The sequence below is a fragment of the Motilimonas cestriensis genome (assembly GCF_021295315.1).
Classification (GTDB): Bacteria; Pseudomonadota; Gammaproteobacteria; order Enterobacterales; family CBDFNC01; genus Motilimonas; species Motilimonas cestriensis.
Genome location: NZ_JAIMJA010000005.1, coordinates 227,560 through 243,535, shown reverse-complemented (window position 1 = coordinate 243,535; position 15,976 = coordinate 227,560). Strand labels below are relative to the sequence as shown.

Here is a 15,976-nt window from a genome sequence, read left to right as displayed (position 1 = left end):
ACTCACCCGTCCGCCGCTCGTCAGCAGAGAAGCAAGCTTCTCTCTGTTACCGCTCGACTTGCATGTGTTAAGCCTGCCGCCAGCGTTCAATCTGAGCCATGATCAAACTCTTCAATTAAAGTTTTTTTGGTCCGAAGACCTGCTCAATGAATTCTGTTTTGAACATCACCTAAGTGATATTCGATTTGTTCTGTATGAACACTCAGAAATTACATTGATAAATAAATCGTTTTGGCGATTCGTTACCATTGCGTTGTCAACCGAAGTTAAACAACATGAGTATTCACACAGATTGCATGATTAAATTGTTAAAGAGCGTTGACTCAGTGGCTTTCGCTTTACCTCGTCAGGGCTGCGCACTCTACGCTAGCCGATTTGAAAGTCAATCGTTAATTTCGAGAAATTTTCGATTTATCTTTCTGGTGAGAAACCGAAGCCTCTCACTCGCTGATGTTGCGTTGCGCCTTGCGCTGTGCCGTGTCAGTGGTTGCGCATTATAGAGAGATTCAATTTCAGCGCAAGGCTTTTTTTGAAGTTTTTCACACTTTCAACCCGTTCGCTCAAAAAGCGAACGATACGTTTACTTTTGCTTCACTAAAGTGCTAGCAAATGCCGCTAAATCAGCATATTTACCATTAGCTAACGCTAAACCTTCTTCAGTTAATGCTTTCCCGGTTTCAACTAATACATTGGTACCAACACCTGCAGCAATCCCTGCTTGCATATCCGCCGTCTTATCACCGACAAAAAATGAATTGGCTAAATCGATGCCTAGCTCTTTGGTTGCAGTGAGCAGCATCCCCGGAGCAGGTTTACGACATTCACACACTTGTTTGTATTCTTCAACTGTTGCTTCTGGGTGATGTGGGCAGTAATAGATACCATCGAGGTCTACATCTCTATCTGCAAGAGACCAATCCATCCACTCAGTTAAATTCATAAAGTCGTCTTCAGTATAATAGCCGCGACCGATCCCGGATTGATTTGTAACCAACACTAACAAATAGCCTTTGCGTTTTATTTCTTGGCAAGCTTCTATCGCCCCTTCAACAAACTCAAAGTCATCCACTTCATAGACATAACCATGATCGACATTCAGTACACCATCACGATCTATAAATACAGCAGGTTTAGACACACATATTTCCTTCATTTTAAAACAGGATGTACCCAAGCGACTTCAAGAAACCTATTCAGCGAGAATTCGTTTGGGTATAAAACCCAATATTCTATTTTTGATAATAATCACGGTACCAGTCAACAAATTGACTAATACCCAGTTCAATGGATGTGGTCGGTTTATAGCCCACATCTTCAATCAACGCATCAATATCCGCAAACGTAGCAGGAACATCACCGGGCTGGATTGGCATCATATTCTTTTGCGCCTCCATGCCTAAGCATTTTTCAATCTGTTCGATAAAGTAACCTAACTGCACGGGCTGATTGTTACCAATATTATAAACACGATAAGGGGCGGAACTTTGCGCTGGGCTAGAATGTTCAGGCGTCCAATCGGCATTTGCTTGCGGCACTTTATACAGTGAGCGAACTACACCTTCAACAATATCGTCGATGTAAGTAAAATCACGCTGCATTTTGCCATAGTTAAATACATTAATGGGCTTACCTTCCATAATCGCTTTAGTGAACAAAAACAGCGCCATGTCTGGTCGTCCCCATGGACCATAAACGGTAAAAAAACGTAATCCCGTGGTCGGCAATGCAAATAAGTGACTGTAAGTATGCGCCATTAGCTCATTTGATTTTTTCGTTGCTGCATATAAAGAAACCGGATGGTCGACACTGTGCTCGACTGAAAATGGCATTTGGGTATTAAGGCCATAGACCGAACTTGATGACGCATAAACCAGATGCTTAACTTGGTGATGACGACAGCCTTCTAGAATATTAACAAAGCCAACTATATTTGAGTCTACATAAGAGTGTGGGTTTTCTAATGAATATCGAACGCCGGCTTGAGCGGCTAAATTGATAACACCGTCAAATTGCTCTTGCGCAAACAACTCCGCCATGGCTTCTCTATCTTGTAAATCAAGTTTCACAAATCTAAAGCCGTCTTTACCTTCTAGCCTTGCTAGACGGTCGTACTTTAATTGTGGGTCATAATAATCATTGAGATTATCCAAGCCAACCACTTCATGACCGTCCGCTAATAAGCGTAAGCTCGTATAGCTACCAATAAATCCTGCTGCACCTGTTACTAATACTTTCATTAAATCGTCCCTTAAACCCGTTATCGAGCATGAGCCTATTTCATTCATAATTGAGTATGGCTCTCATTCTAGCGATAAGTTGAGTTTTTGCCTATTCCCTTACTTTCTTTGTTTCTGCTATAACTGGATGTGTGTTAATCATTAAAGGTAAATTTTATGGACATGTCTGGATTAAAGCAGCTATATCAAAATAATGAATTAATTGAAGCCTATGTAACCCCTGCAACTCAAGGAAGTGGTTGGATAGTCGATTGCAGAGACACAGAGGGTGAAGGACTGATACTGACCAATGCCGTTGGCAGAGAGTCGTGCTTTAGTAGCCCAGAAATGGCTACTTCGCAAGCAAACGCGATTGGCTTTATGGACGTCACCTACATAGATATATAGCCTATCCATACATGTAGACATTTTGTTTAACTAAAATTAGCGGTAGCCAATGAAATATCACAAAATTCCACACAGCTCCTTAGAAGTCAGCAAAATATGTCTGGGTACGATGACTTGGGGTGAACAAAATACCGAGCAACAAGCTCACCTGCAACTCGATTACGCCCTCGCCCAAGGAATCAATTTTATTGATACCGCCGAAATGTATCCCGTGCCACCCAGCGGTGAAACGCAAGGTTTAACAGAACAGTATATTGGCAGCTGGCTAGATAAGACTCAGCAACGAGACCAAATCATACTCGCCACTAAAGTCGCGGCACCATCTACTGGACGCGGCGTTTCGATCCGTGCCAACATGGCACTTGATAGACGTAATATACATCAAGCGTTAAATGATAGCTTAACCCGGTTAAAAACAGACTACATCGATTTATATCAAATCCACTGGCCCGAGCGCCAAACCAATTTTTTTGGTCAGCTTAACTATCAGTATTCCGAACAAGAAACTTACACCCCCATCATCGAAACACTGGAAGCACTGCAAGAGCTAGTACAAGCAGGAAAAATTCGCTATATCGGGGTATCTAACGAAACGCCTTGGGGCGTAGCCCAATATTTACGCTTGGCAGAAAAACACAACCTACCGAAGATTGTGACCATTCAAAACCCTTATAATTTACTCAATCGCACCTTTGAGCAAGGCTTAGCAGAGTTTTCTCAACGTGAAGGCGTAGAGTTATTAGCTTACTCCCCTCTCGCCTTCGGCGTGCTTTCTGGGAAGTATCTCAACGGGCAACGGCCAAGTGATACGCGATTAACCTTATTTGAACGCTTCCAACGTTACAGTAACCCGCAAGCCGAGCAAGCAACTCAGGCTTATTTCTCATTAGCGCAAAGCCTGCAAATGGATCCTAGCGTGATGGCCCTTGCATTTGTTAACCAACAACCGTTTGTGGCGTCAAATATCATCGGCGCAACCACTATGGCGCAATTACAAACCAATATTAGTAGTGCAGATGTCACGCTGAGTGATGAGGTTATCAATGAGATAAACCAAATCTTCCAGCGCCAGCCAAACCCTTGTCCGTAAATAAAACGCCTTAGTTGATATATCGACTAAGGCTATTTTTCAAATCTGTCATTATCTTACTTCCCGGCATTGAATTATCTTTGGTACACTAAATGCCACATATTTCATCGCAGTAGGCTTCTATGCGCGCTTATATTTTACTGACTCCATTACTTCTCGCAGGTTGTAGTCAATACAGCTTTAACAGTAACGTCGACAAAGAAAACTTTGATCAATACTTTAAACCGTCACAAGTTACCGTTTATGACAAATCACAATTAGAAAGTTTAAACTATATCCACTTGATGACTGTTGAAGGATCGGCTTGCCAACAACAAGCTAATGAGGCCAAGCCAACCTTAGCTGACGCTCGTACTCAAGCCCGCCTTGCAGCAGCTGATGCGGGTGCGAATGGGATTATTTTTACTCGTTGTATTGAGACATCTGATGATATCTGCCTCGCTGCCAGCCTATGCTATGGCCAAGCGATCAAAGTAGCCGAGCCAAATGAGTGAGTTTATCTTCAATGAAATCGGCATCATTGAATCGCCATACCGACAAAAGTTCGCCATCCCTCGCCAACCGGGTTTAGTGCCAGCGGCAAAAGGCCGAATCAAGCTAAGTGAACACTGCAATAACCTCAATACTTTAAAGGGAATAGAAAGTTCATCCCACCTTTGGCTGATCTTTGTTTTTCACGAGACAATGGATCAGGGCTGGAAACCCATGGTGCGACCACCTCGCCTTGGCGGCAATGAAAAAATGGGCGTGTTTGCCACTCGCACAACCTTTCGCCCTAATCCTATTGGCATGTCGGTTGTGCGAAATGAGGGGGTTTATCGGGAAGGCAAGCAAATATACTTACAGATTAGCGCGCTGGATTTACTCAATGGCACACCAATCCTGGATATCAAGCCATATTTGCCCTATTCCGATGCCTTAATGGATGCGACAACAGACTTTACTAAACCAAGCGGAAGCGACTTGATGACGGTTGAATTCACGCCCTTAGCACAGCAGCAAATTCAGCATTTCAACAGTCAGTATCCTGAATTGCTATCATTCATTGAGCAAGTTCTGCAACAAGATCCAAGGCCGGCTTACAAAAAAAATAAACCCGATGAAAAAACCTACGCCATGAGCTTATATGATCTAAATATCAGCTGGCGCGTAATAGCGAACACGAATCAAGTATTAGAAATCGCGACCACGACCTCGCCCTAAGTAGATACCCCTTTGCTGACTCCCCTAGCACTGGTAAACTCTGGCAATATTTTTAAAACAACAAGAATCAACAGGATTAACATGCGCACCAGTAATTACTTACTTTCAACAGTGAAAGAAACCCCAAGCGATGCTGAAGTCATCAGTCATCAACTCATGCTGCGCGCCGGCATGGTTCGTAAACTGGCCTCTGGTTTATACACTTGGTTGCCGACTGGTTTACGCGTATTACGCAAAGTAGAAACAATTGTTCGTGAAGAAATGAACCGAGCGGGTGCCATCGAAATATTGATGCCAGTGGTTCAGCCTGCTGATTTATGGCACGAAACAGGCCGCTGGGAGAAGTTTGGTCCTGAATTACTGCGCATTAAAGACCGTCATCAACGCGACTTTGTCCTCGGTCCAACCCACGAAGAAGTGATCACAGAACTGGTCCGTAAAGAAGTTTCTAGCTACAAGCAGTTACCGTTGAACTTGTACCAAGTACAAACTAAATTTCGTGACGAAGTTCGCCCACGTTTTGGTGTAATGCGTGCACGCGAATTCACCATGAAAGACGCTTACTCATTCCATACTTCACAAGAATGTTTAGAAAAAACCTATCAAGTGATGTTTGATGCTTACTGCCGTATCTTTGATCGCCTTGGTCTAGAATACCGCCCTGTTATTGCCGACACCGGCAGTATTGGCGGCAGTGCGTCACATGAATTTCACGTATTAGCCCAAAGCGGTGAAGATGACATCGTATTTTCTGATGGCAGCGATTATGCAGCGAACATCGAAAAAGCTGAAGCGCTAGCACCAACAGCGCCTCGTGCAGCAGCCACTAAAACAATGGAATTAGTGGATACGCCAAATGCGAAAACCATTGAAGAATTAGTTACTCAATTTGAGTTGCCGATTGAAAAAACAGTTAAGACACTAATCGTAAAAGCGGATGAAGAATCTGAGCATGACTTAATTGCACTGTTAGTGCGCGGCGATCATGAGCTAAATGAAATCAAAGCTGAAAAACTTGAGCATGTTGCAGCACCATTAACGTTCGCATCAGAAGAAGAAATTCGCGCCGCCGTTGGCGCAGGACCGGGTTCACTTGGCCCCGTGAAATTATCTATCCCTGTTATTGCCGATCGCAGCGTTGCCGCAATGAGCGACTTCGGTGCCGGTGCCAATGAAGACGGTAAACATTACTTTGGCATCAACTGGGGCCGCGATGCGGCTGAGCCTGAAGTGGCTGACATACGTAATGTGGTGGTTGGCGATCCAAGCCCATGCGGACAAGGTGTGCTATCAATCGCGCGTGGTATTGAAGTGGGTCATATCTTCCAACTGGGTGACAACTACTCTAAATCAATGAACGCCGCGGTGTTAAACGAGCAGGGTAAAAACCAAGTAATGACCATGGGTTGTTACGGTATTGGCGTTTCTCGTATTGTTGCGGCAGCGATTGAACAAAATAACGATGACGCCGGTATCATCTGGCCTGAGTCTATCGCGCCGTTTACTGTTGCGATTATTCCAATGAATATGCATAAATCTCATCGCGTAGCCGAAGTAGCAGAACAATTCTACCAAGCACTCACTGAAGCTGGCGTTGATGTATTGTTTGATGATCGTAAAGAGCGCCCGGGCGTTATGTTTAAAGACATGGAGCTATGTGGCATTCCTCACGCGATTGTCATCGGCGACCGTAGCTTAGACAATCAACTGGTTGAATACAAAAACCGTCGCACCGGCGAGAAAGAAGAAGTGGCGGTTGACGCTGTCGTCGCAAAAATTATTGCGGCGCTAAAATAAGCAAATAGTTAACTCTTCTACAGGGCGCCTCGTGCGCCCTTTTTAATGCCTGTTGAATAACATATGTTGGCAACCTACTACTCCCCCCATATGCCCTGCCAGCTTCAAGACACTTATCTATAAATATTAGTCGTAAAACTTTCATATACTTAGGTAAATAAAGCTAAGCTAAAGACATGAAAACAAAATCTTGCGCTTTATTATTAACCGGTGGCGGCGCGCGCGCGGCCTACCAAGTAGGGGTATTAAAAGCCATAGCCGAGCTTTACCCGAGGAATCACCATAGCCCTTTCAATATTTTGTGTGGCACCTCCGCTGGCGGCATTAATATTGCTGCATTGGCCTGCTATGCGAGTTGTTTTAGGCTTGGAGTGAAAAAACTCGACTTCATGTGGCGAAATTTTCGCACCAATCAAGTCTACCAAACAGACATGCTGCAACTTAGCGGTAAAATATTACGTAATTTTTGCGCCAGCTTTCAAGCTGATTACGCATACAAACCGGGCTTTTCATTACTTGATAATACGCCACTGCGCGAGCTTCTAAATCGGTATATGGAGTTTGAAAGAATAGACCGCAATATTCTTGCTGGCGCGATTAACGCAGCCGCAATAACGGCCTCGGATTATACGACAGGCGATTCCATTAGTTTTTTTCAGTCTAATGGTAATCATCAACCATGGCAGCGTGCTAAGCGAAAAGGCGTCAATGCTATTTTAAATGCAGAGCACTTACTGGCGACATCAGCGATTCCTTTGCTATTCCCGCCTTGCCAAATAGGGCAGGATTATTATGGTGATGGCTCCGTTCACCAGCTTTCACCATTAAGCCCCGCCATTCACCTAGGGGCTGAAAAAATACTCGTGATCAGTTTAGAGCAACCGAGGATCAAACCTAACGCGCCCCGTCACGTACCTAATATTTCAGAAATTTCTGGGCATTTACTGGATACGATTTTTACCGATACGCTGAATTCAGACTTAGAGCGCCTAAATCGCGTTAACAGCACCCTCGCCTTACTTGAGCAAACGCAGCAACATCCGATGCAGCTCAAAACCATTGAAAGCTTTGTTATCAAGCCCAGTCAGGGCTTTAATCACATCGCCGATAAACATTACGATGCCTTGCCATTAAGCGTGAAACTATTATTACGCAGCCTCGGAATTAAAAAAGGCAGCCAATCGACCTTAACGTCATACTTAATGTTTGAACAAAATTACACTAGAGAACTTATTCAACTCGGTTATCAGGACTGCCATAATCAAATGGAAGCATTACAAGCATTCTTATTCGATTAACTGGCTATTACCAATCGATAACAGCCAAGCCACTTAGCGCCCGTAAAGCAGATGGTTTTCTGCAATTTCAATGTCTTTACTTTCACCTGACAATAACAAAATATCCCCTTGTTCAATCAATTCAAAGGGGTCGGCCGTGTCGAGGATATTCTTGCCATCACGGCGCCACTCCATAATTACAACATTAGCTAACTCAAACTGAACTAAAGCACGGCCAATTGCCAACGAGCCGGCTAGCATCTCAACTGCATGTAACCGTTCACTCTGATGCTCCGCTTTATTTTCACTGGTTTCACCATGAAAAAAGCTATGTAAATGCTGGTATTGGTTTTCCCGCTCTTGTTGCATTTTTTTAATAATTTTAGAAATAGGAACGCCTGACATGAGTAGGACATGAGAGACCAGCATTAAACTGCCTTCCAACACTTCAGGAACGACTTCTGCCGCACCATTGGCCTTCAATTCAACAATATCTTTATCGTCTTTGGTCCGCACTAACACCTTTGCATCGGGGTTTAATAACGAAATAGTATTCAGCATGCTCAAGGTCTTTTTATGATTATGAAACGTAATAATGACCAGTTTTGCCTTACAGACCCCTAGCATCAGTAAAATTTCACGGCGACAAGCATCGCCAAATGCCACTGATTCGCCACCACTGACAGATTCTTTGATCCGCATAGGATCACGGTCAAGGGCCACATAGCTAATGTTTTCTGTTTTTAAAAAGCGCGCAATAGTTTGGCCAACGCGGCCATAACCACAAATAATCACATGATCGGTGAATTCTCCAGGCAAAGGTTTGCGCTTTTTCAGTAACGCCTCAGAGCTATGCAAAAGATCAACACTGAGCTTATGGCTATATTTAACCAGCGGCGGTGTTAAGGCCATTGATATCACCCCAACCGCAACAATAATCGAAGACTGCGTTGCGCTAAGTAATTCATATTTGTTGGCTAATGCGACCAACACAAAACCAAATTCGCCCACTTGACACAGCATCATGCCCGCTGCAATCGCATCCGTATTTCGCTGCTGTAAAAGCTTGGCTAATAACGCCACAATGAGCATCTTAGTAAGCATCAAGACTGCGACAATGCCAATCAACTCTAGCCAAAATTCAGCAAGCACGGCTAAATCAATAAGCATACCAATAGTGACAAAAAACAAGCCCATTAGCACATCGCGAAAAGGACGAATGTCCGCTTCCAATTGATGCTTATAATGGCTTTCACTGAGCATCATCCCCGCTAAAAACGCCCCTAAAGCCATCGATAAGCCAAGCATATGGGTAAGCCCACCGGCCAATAGCGCTACAAGCAGGGTCATTAAAACAAATAGCTCGTCAGATTGATCGCTGGCTATCTCTTGAAATAAACGCGGCAAGCACCACTTTCCTATCGCTAAAATAGACAGCACCGCCACTAACCCTTTTGCCATCGCGATAATGAGTGACAGCGCGATGTCACCAGAGCTCATTACCGGCACCGCTAAAATGGGCACCACAATCAGTAAAGGCATCACAGCAAGATCTTGGAATAGCAAAACACTTACCGCTAACTGGCCTCGACGAGTATGGATTTTCTGTTGCTCAACCAGCTGCTTAATAATAATTGCCGTTGAAGACATGGATAATGCGCCTGCAATCACAACCCCTTGCTGCCAAGAAGTGCCTGCGAGTAACGCAACAATAAAAAACAATATAGAGGATAAAAAAACTTGAGCGCCGCCCAAGCCAAACACTAAACCTCGCATGGTAATAAGCTTGGGCAGGGAAAACTCAAGGCCAAGAGAAAACATTAAAAAAGCAATGCCTAATTCTGCAATCAAGTCCATGCCATGAAAATCAGCAAAGAAAGACAACCCTGATGGACCAATGAGCAAGCCAGTAAACAGGTAGGCAAGGATAGCCGGCAACGCCAAACGGCGGAAAATTGCCACATTAATAACAGCAAGTAATAACAACAAGACAAACTCTAACAAGCAGGTATTCCTCTTAAGTAATTGTTTTAATGTTAGTCAATTTCTACTTATTTAGCTTTCTGAACAAAAAATAATAACTGGCACACTCTCTGCATAGATTAGATATGAATTTTGCGTTGTAATTTTGGCAGTGAGGGAAATATGGATAATTTAAATAGAGTAGCAAGCTTGAATGAAGCAGCAAGTCTATCCATAGCGTACAACAGCGGCATCGTCCTAAGCAGCGAGGATAAGCTTGAAGTTATTGAAGCGCTGCAACAGAGTCTAGAGCTGAAAGAACTAATGCGCAATTTTGCCGCTCAAGCGGCAAGATTTGTTAAATTCATTGGTATTCGCTTCCAATCCGATCAAGGCTTTTTTACCGCTGACTTTCGTAAGAGCAGTGACTATATCGAAAACTTTGCTATTCATGATCGCAAACAAGAGCAGCTCGGCCATATGAGCTACCGTTGTGAAAAACCATTAGATGACAGGGCGTTATCGCTATTAGAAGAATTACACCGGTTATTATTATTGCCCCTACAACATTGCTTAAGAATGTCTGAGCTAAAAGCTATTTCATTAAAAGACCATTTAACCGGTATTGGTAATCGTGCCTATTATGAAGAAAGTATTACACGGTCAATTGAGCACAGTAGCCGCGCTGATCAAGGGCTAGCCTTGATGCTACTCGATCTTAATGACTTCAAACTGGTAAATGATAATTTGGGCCATCAAGTAGGCGATAGTGCATTAACTGCTTTTGCTCGGGTATTGACTAAAGCCGTGCGTCATTCCGATATGGTGTTTCGCTTAGGCGGCGATGAATTTGCCATTATATTGACGCCAACCACCCAAGATTCAACCATGTTGGTTGAGCAACGTTTGCGCAAAATGATAGCGGAAGATAAAACTTTAACTGACTTAAAGCTAAGTGCTAGCATCGGCTATGAAAACTGGCATCGAACCATGTCTGCCTTAGAGCTGTTTAGAAAAGCAGATATTGCTTTGTATAAAGATAAAAAAAGAAAATAGTATGACCTTCGAAGTCGCCCTTACTTCACAGGGTAAGGGCGATTTTGCATCAAAAGTTTGATAAATTTTATGTGCTAGCTGTATATCTATAATTCAAGTAACAGTTTGGCAATCGTGCGCACACCATGGCCCTTACCACCTGCTGCCCACAAATCATTTGGCGATTTTTGATAGGCGCCAGATAAATCAAAATGCAGCCAATTCTTTTCAGGATGGGTGACAAACTTAGATAAAAACGCGGCGGCGGTACTTGCGCCAGCAGTTCCTTCTGCACTTCCCGAATTAGCAATATCCGCAAAGGCTGAGCCTATTTGCTCCGTATGCCAAGGCGCCAGAGGCAAAGGCCAAGCTTGTTCATTTTCTTCTCGTGCACAGGTTAGGGTTTTATGTACCAAGTCATCATCCATACTTAAAATACTATTATAATCACGCCCTACTGCCATTTTCGCAGCACCCGTTAAAGTCGCCGCATCAATGATCACCTTAGCGTTCAACTCACAAGCGGCAATCAAGCCATCGGCTAGCACTAAGCGACCTTCAGCATCTGTGTTCAAAATCTCAACTGAAACACCATTTTTATATTGAATGATATCGCCCAGCTTGAAAGCATGACCACTGACTAAGTTTTCAGCACAGCACAATAATAGTTTCACGCGCTTTTTTAAGCCTTGAGTAATCGCTAATGCTAAGGCACCAGTGACAGTCGCTGCGCCGCCCATGTCACTTTTCATCACCGACATACCGTCGTTACCTTTTAAGCTGTAACCACCAGAATCAAAGGTGATCCCCTTCCCGACCAGTGCCACATCATAAGGCGCATCAGGATTACCAGTCGGGTTATAGTCGAGTTGTAGCATGGCACCTTGGCGCACACTGCCGCGGCCTACATTGTAGATACCAACGTAACCCTGTTTTAAAAGCTCTTCACCATTAACAAAACGATAAGTAATGTGCTTACTGTCTAACTCAGATAAAAATTCAGCTGCCTGCAACGCTAATTGACTCGGACCAAGATCTTCAGGGGTTTTATTAATCATTTCACGCACCCACTCGGTGGCAAGCTTACGTGTATCTAACAGTGACGCTTCTTGCTCAGAGACCTCGCCCCAATTGACATTGGCCCCCGTTTTCGGATTGTAAAAACCTTGATTAGCTGCCCAGCGCCACTCAGTTTGCCACAACTCGCCGGTTAAAGTAATTTCTGGGATCCCCATGGTAGAGAGCTTGCGAGCGGCTTTTTGAATTTGTCTAATAATGTCTTGCTCTTCATTAATGTGAATAGTGGCATGATCAGACTGAAAACTCAGCAGGGCAGATTCGCCCCATTGCTCGGGGGCAGCGGACATTGAAATTTCAATAGCTAAAGACACAGACATAACTTCCTCTTTAAGATCGTGTAAAGAGGCAGCATAGCAGATGGGAAAGAAACACGAGAAGTAATAAACGGCATGTGACAAATTTAAGCCAATAAAAAAGGCGCTAAGCGCCTTTTTTAAGTTAACAGCCTAAAACCAAAACAACATTAATGCCCTTCGGACACAATATTGACGGTGTATTTAGGAATATCAACCACAAGATCTTCATCAGCCACTGCAATTTGACAGCTTAAACGTGACTCAGGCTCAAGACCCCATGCTTTATCTAACATATCGTCTTCAAGCTCATCACTTTCTTCAAGTGAGTCAAAGCCTTCACGAACAATGACATGACAAGTGGTACAAGCACATGATTTTTCACAAGCATGTTCAATGTGAATACCATTGCGCAGTGCGATTTCGAGTATATTATCGCCTTGCTTGGCTTCAACGGCCAAACCTTCCGGGCATAACTCTTGATGGGGTAAAAAAATAACCTTTGGCATATTAAACCTTATCGACAGATTGTCCTTTTAGCGCTTGGCGTATTGATTTATCCATACGTCGAGCAGCAAACTCAGAGGTGGCTTGATCAACGTGGTCGATCGCCAATTTAATTCGTTTTTCATCATCTCCAGCAGCCGCTTCTTTAAGACTCGCGATCGCTTGATTGATATCTTGTAACTCCGATTCAGAAAGCAGAGCTTGGGCATCTTGGCCTAGTGCCGCATTGAGGGTTTCAAGCACTCGCTCGGCATCCACTTTTTGCTCAACCAACATTCTGGCGCGAATGTCTTCTTTAGCATTCACCATCGAATCTTTAAGCATATCGGCAATTTGTGTGTCCGCCAAGCCATAAGAAGGCTTCACTTCAATATGTGCTTGTACGCCAGATGATTTTTCCATCGCGGTTACACTCAGCAAACCATCAGCATCTACTTGAAAAGTAATGCGAATATGGGCAGCGCCTGCTGTCATAGCGGGAATATCGGTCAATTCAAATCGTGCCAATGAGCGACAGTCAGCCACCATTTCACGTTCCCCTTGGGTAACGTGAACGGCCATTGCCGTTTGACCGTCTTTAAAAGTGGTAAACTCTTGCGCCTTAGCAACAGGAATGGTGGTATTGCGCGGAATGATTTTTTCTACTAATCCCCCCATGGTCTCAATACCAAGTGAAAGAGGAATAACATCTAATAGCAACATTTCTGAATCGGGCTTATTACCCACTAGAATGTCGGCTTGGATAGCCGCACCAATCGCAACCACTTTGTCAGGATCGATACTGGTTAATGGCTCTGCTGCGAAAAATTCACCGACCTTTTCACGTACATAAGGCACGCGCGTTGAGCCGCCTACCATCACCACTTGCTGCACATCTGCAATACTTTGCTCTGCATCTTTTAAGGCACGGCGACAAGCCATCAGGGTTTTCTTTACCAGAGCTGCAATTAAAGACTCAAACGTGTCACGGGTTAATGTCACTTTTAGCTCAAGAGAATCGACTGCTACAGTCACTTCATCAGAATCAGAAAGCGCCTGTTTAGCGTCACAAGCTGCTTGTTTTAATTCACGCTGTAAAGAGTGTGAGAATGGCCATTGTATACCGGCTTGCTCGGCCAACCAATCAACAACTTGATGGTCAAAATCATCGCCACCCAAAGCAGAATCACCGCCAGTAGCAAGTACTTCAAACACACCTTTATGCAAACGTAATATAGAAATATCAAAGGTACCGCCACCTAGGTCATAGACAGCAATGACGCCCTCTTGACCCGAATCAAGCCCATAAGCGATAGCTGCTGCTGTCGGTTCATTTAACAGGCGCAATACGTTTAGATTGGCAAGGACAGCAGCATCTTTAGTCGCTTGACGCTGGGCATCATCAAAATAAGCCGGTACGGTAATCACCACACCACTAAGCTCATCACCCAAGGTTTTGATGGCCGTGTTCGATAAACTTTTCAGGATCTCGCTGCTCACTTGTACCGCATTGACTTCCCCTTGACGGGTTTTGATTGCAATGCTGTCTAACTCACCAAAATGATAAGGCAGTTGACTTTGTTTGATATCGGCAAGGGATTTCCCCATTAATCGCTTCACTGAAACTAAGGTATTGGCCGCATCTTTAACCGCAAATTCCATTGCATCTCGACCAACTAAAATGCCCGACTCTGCATAATGCACCACCGAAGGGATAATATCCTGCCCCGATTCATCAACTAAGGTTTCAGCCACGCCACTGCGCACACTCGCCACTAATGAGTTTGTCGTACCTAAATCAATGCCAATCGCCAGCTTCCGCTGGTGAGGCGCAGCACTTTGGCCTGGCTCAGCTATTTGAAGTAACGCCATAATCTAATTTATTCCAGGAGGGATTCTTCTAAACGTTCAAGTTCATCCTGTAACTTGAACATGAATTTTAATTTTCGCACTGAGACAGCCGCGGATTCATAGGCTTGTTGCGAGAGTTGCGCTTCTAACTCGGTTTGCAGCTGTTGTTGACTCTGCTTCAAGGTCTGTTCAAATTCAGCGATATCCGCTTCTACTTGATTGCTTTGCGCTATATCTTCAAGTTGCTCTCGCCATTCCATTTGCTGCATTAAAAAGCTTGGGTCACGCAGTGTTTGTTGCTCTGCTTTTAACTCAATCCCGGCAAGACTTAATAAATACTCAGCACGGCGCAATGGGGATTTTAATGTTTGAAACGCATCATTGATTTCTGACGCTTTTTGCAGCGCAACTAAGCGCTCACCTTCACCGGCAGTTGCAAACCTATCGGGATGGAATTGCTTCTGCAATTCCCGATAAGTAACAGCAAGGGATTGGGTATCAACGGTATAATCTGGGGCTAAACCAAATAACTCGAAATAGTTCACATGCCCCCCTTATACACTGAAGCTTTCACCACAACCACATTCACCATCTACATTGGGGTTGTTAAATTCAAAGCCTTCATTTAAGCCTTCTTTAACAAAATCCAATTGGGTGCCGTCTAAAAAAGCCAAGCTTTTAGCATCAACGATGACATTCACCCCATTTTGCTCAAAAACTTCATCATCTGGATTAAGTTCATCAACAAATTCCAATACATAGGCAAGTCCGGAACATCCTGAGGTTTTCACCCCTAGGCGAAGCCCTAATCCTTTACCTCGATTGGCCAAAAAGTCACGTACACGTGCTTCAGCCGGTGGTGTCATCGTTACTGCCATGTTACTGCCTCGCTTAAATTACGCTTTCTTACTCTTATAGTCATCAATCGCTGCTTTAATTGCATCTTCTGCAAGAATTGAACAGTGGATTTTAACCGGTGGAAGCGCAAGTTCAGCTGAAATATCGGTATTTTTTATTGCTGCCGCTTCTTCAAGTGACTTACCTTTAACCCACTCTGTGATCAGTGAGCTTGAGGCAATCGCGCTACCACAGCCGTAAGTTTTAAATTTTGCATCTTCAATAATGCCGGTATCGCTGATCTTTAATTGTAACTTCATTACGTCGCCACACGCTGGTGCGCCAACTAAACCGGTTGCAACTGTTGGGTCATCTTTTGCAAAAGAACCAACGTTACGTGGGTTCTCGTAGTGATCAATTACTTTATCGCTGTAAGCCATA

The 15,976-nt window shown here is 44.0% G+C and carries 16 protein-coding genes and 1 rRNA gene; 7 read left to right on the top strand and 10 right to left on the bottom strand.

All coding sequences use genetic code 11. The features are described from left to right. From K6Y31_RS07175 to K6Y31_RS07165, 3 genes are all read right to left on the bottom strand, one after another. Positions 1-118: ribosomal RNA gene (locus K6Y31_RS07175) — 16S ribosomal RNA — on the bottom strand; the annotation flags it as partial. A 462-nt stretch (positions 119-580) separates the two neighbouring features. Further along, positions 581-1,138, bottom strand: a complete 558-nt coding sequence (gmhB, locus tag K6Y31_RS07170; protein ID WP_233052125.1) for a D-glycero-beta-D-manno-heptose 1,7-bisphosphate 7-phosphatase — start codon at positions 1,136-1,138, stop codon at positions 581-583. Positions 1,139-1,229: 91 nt separating this feature from the next. Then, positions 1,230-2,237, bottom strand: coding sequence for an NAD-dependent epimerase (locus K6Y31_RS07165; RefSeq protein ID WP_233052124.1), 1,008 nt, complete (start codon positions 2,235-2,237; stop codon positions 1,230-1,232). Between the two features lie 156 nt (positions 2,238-2,393). Between K6Y31_RS07165 and K6Y31_RS07160 the strand changes: the two genes are divergently transcribed. The 6 genes from K6Y31_RS07160 to K6Y31_RS07135 all read left to right on the top strand — a co-directional run bounded on the left by K6Y31_RS07160 (position 2,394) and on the right by K6Y31_RS07135 (position 8,012). Continuing rightward, positions 2,394-2,624, top strand: coding sequence for a hypothetical protein (locus K6Y31_RS07160; RefSeq protein WP_233052123.1), 231 nt, complete (start codon positions 2,394-2,396; stop codon positions 2,622-2,624). Positions 2,625-2,673: 49 nt separating this feature from the next. Further along, a complete protein-coding gene (locus tag K6Y31_RS07155; protein WP_233052122.1) occupies positions 2,674-3,714 on the top strand; it encodes an NADP(H)-dependent aldo-keto reductase in 1,041 nt (346 codons plus the stop codon). A 122-nt stretch (positions 3,715-3,836) separates the two neighbouring features. Next, positions 3,837-4,208, top strand: coding sequence for an Rcs stress response system protein RcsF (rcsF, locus tag K6Y31_RS07150; protein ID WP_233052121.1), 372 nt, complete (start codon positions 3,837-3,839; stop codon positions 4,206-4,208). Beyond that, complete coding sequence (gene tsaA / locus K6Y31_RS07145) at positions 4,201-4,917, top strand: tRNA (N6-threonylcarbamoyladenosine(37)-N6)-methyltransferase TrmO (protein WP_233052120.1); 717 nt, start codon at positions 4,201-4,203, stop codon at positions 4,915-4,917. The genes rcsF and tsaA overlap by 8 nt, the downstream gene beginning before the upstream one ends. 81 nt (positions 4,918-4,998) lie before the next feature. Further along, positions 4,999-6,714 carry a proline--tRNA ligase gene (locus tag K6Y31_RS07140; protein WP_233052119.1) on the top strand — a complete coding sequence of 572 codons (1,716 nt, stop codon included), beginning with the start codon at positions 4,999-5,001 and terminating at the stop codon, positions 6,712-6,714. Positions 6,715-6,890: 176 nt separating this feature from the next. Then, on the top strand, positions 6,891-8,012 hold the full coding sequence (locus K6Y31_RS07135) for a patatin-like phospholipase family protein (RefSeq protein WP_233052118.1): 1,122 nt from the start codon (positions 6,891-6,893) through the stop codon (positions 8,010-8,012). A 33-nt stretch (positions 8,013-8,045) separates the two neighbouring features. Here the strand turns inward: K6Y31_RS07135 and K6Y31_RS07130 are convergent, their stop codons facing one another. Continuing rightward, the gene (locus tag K6Y31_RS07130) at positions 8,046-9,995 is read right to left on the bottom strand and encodes a cation:proton antiporter (RefSeq protein ID WP_233052117.1); all 1,950 of its coding nucleotides are present in this window, start codon (positions 9,993-9,995) and stop codon (positions 8,046-8,048) included. 141 nt (positions 9,996-10,136) lie between these two features. Between K6Y31_RS07130 and K6Y31_RS07125 the strand changes: the two genes are divergently transcribed. Then, a complete protein-coding gene (locus tag K6Y31_RS07125) occupies positions 10,137-11,009 on the top strand; it encodes a GGDEF domain-containing protein (RefSeq protein ID WP_233052116.1) in 873 nt (290 codons plus the stop codon). A gap of 86 nt (positions 11,010-11,095) precedes the next feature. On the opposite strand, the gene pepB is transcribed toward K6Y31_RS07125, so the two are convergent. From pepB to iscU, 6 genes are all read right to left on the bottom strand, one after another. After that, positions 11,096-12,385 (bottom strand): aminopeptidase PepB, encoded by a 1,290-nt coding sequence (gene pepB / locus K6Y31_RS07120; RefSeq protein WP_233052115.1) that lies wholly within the window; start codon positions 12,383-12,385, stop codon positions 11,096-11,098. A 146-nt stretch (positions 12,386-12,531) separates the two neighbouring features. After that, the gene (gene fdx / locus K6Y31_RS07115; RefSeq protein WP_233052114.1) at positions 12,532-12,870 is read right to left on the bottom strand and encodes an ISC system 2Fe-2S type ferredoxin; all 339 of its coding nucleotides are present in this window, start codon (positions 12,868-12,870) and stop codon (positions 12,532-12,534) included. 1 nt (position 12,871) lies between these two features. Next, positions 12,872-14,719 carry a Fe-S protein assembly chaperone HscA gene (hscA, locus tag K6Y31_RS07110; RefSeq protein ID WP_233052113.1) on the bottom strand — a complete coding sequence of 616 codons (1,848 nt, stop codon included), beginning with the start codon at positions 14,717-14,719 and terminating at the stop codon, positions 12,872-12,874. An 8-nt stretch (positions 14,720-14,727) separates the two neighbouring features. Next, positions 14,728-15,243 carry a co-chaperone HscB gene (hscB, locus tag K6Y31_RS07105; protein WP_233052112.1) on the bottom strand — a complete coding sequence of 172 codons (516 nt, stop codon included), beginning with the start codon at positions 15,241-15,243 and terminating at the stop codon, positions 14,728-14,730. 9 nt (positions 15,244-15,252) lie between these two features. After that, positions 15,253-15,576 (bottom strand): iron-sulfur cluster assembly protein IscA, encoded by a 324-nt coding sequence (gene iscA, locus K6Y31_RS07100; protein WP_232802710.1) that lies wholly within the window; start codon positions 15,574-15,576, stop codon positions 15,253-15,255. 18 nt (positions 15,577-15,594) lie between these two features. Then, the gene (gene iscU / locus K6Y31_RS07095; protein ID WP_233052111.1) at positions 15,595-15,975 is read right to left on the bottom strand and encodes a Fe-S cluster assembly scaffold IscU; all 381 of its coding nucleotides are present in this window, start codon (positions 15,973-15,975) and stop codon (positions 15,595-15,597) included. Between the last annotated feature and the right edge of the window lies 1 nt (position 15,976).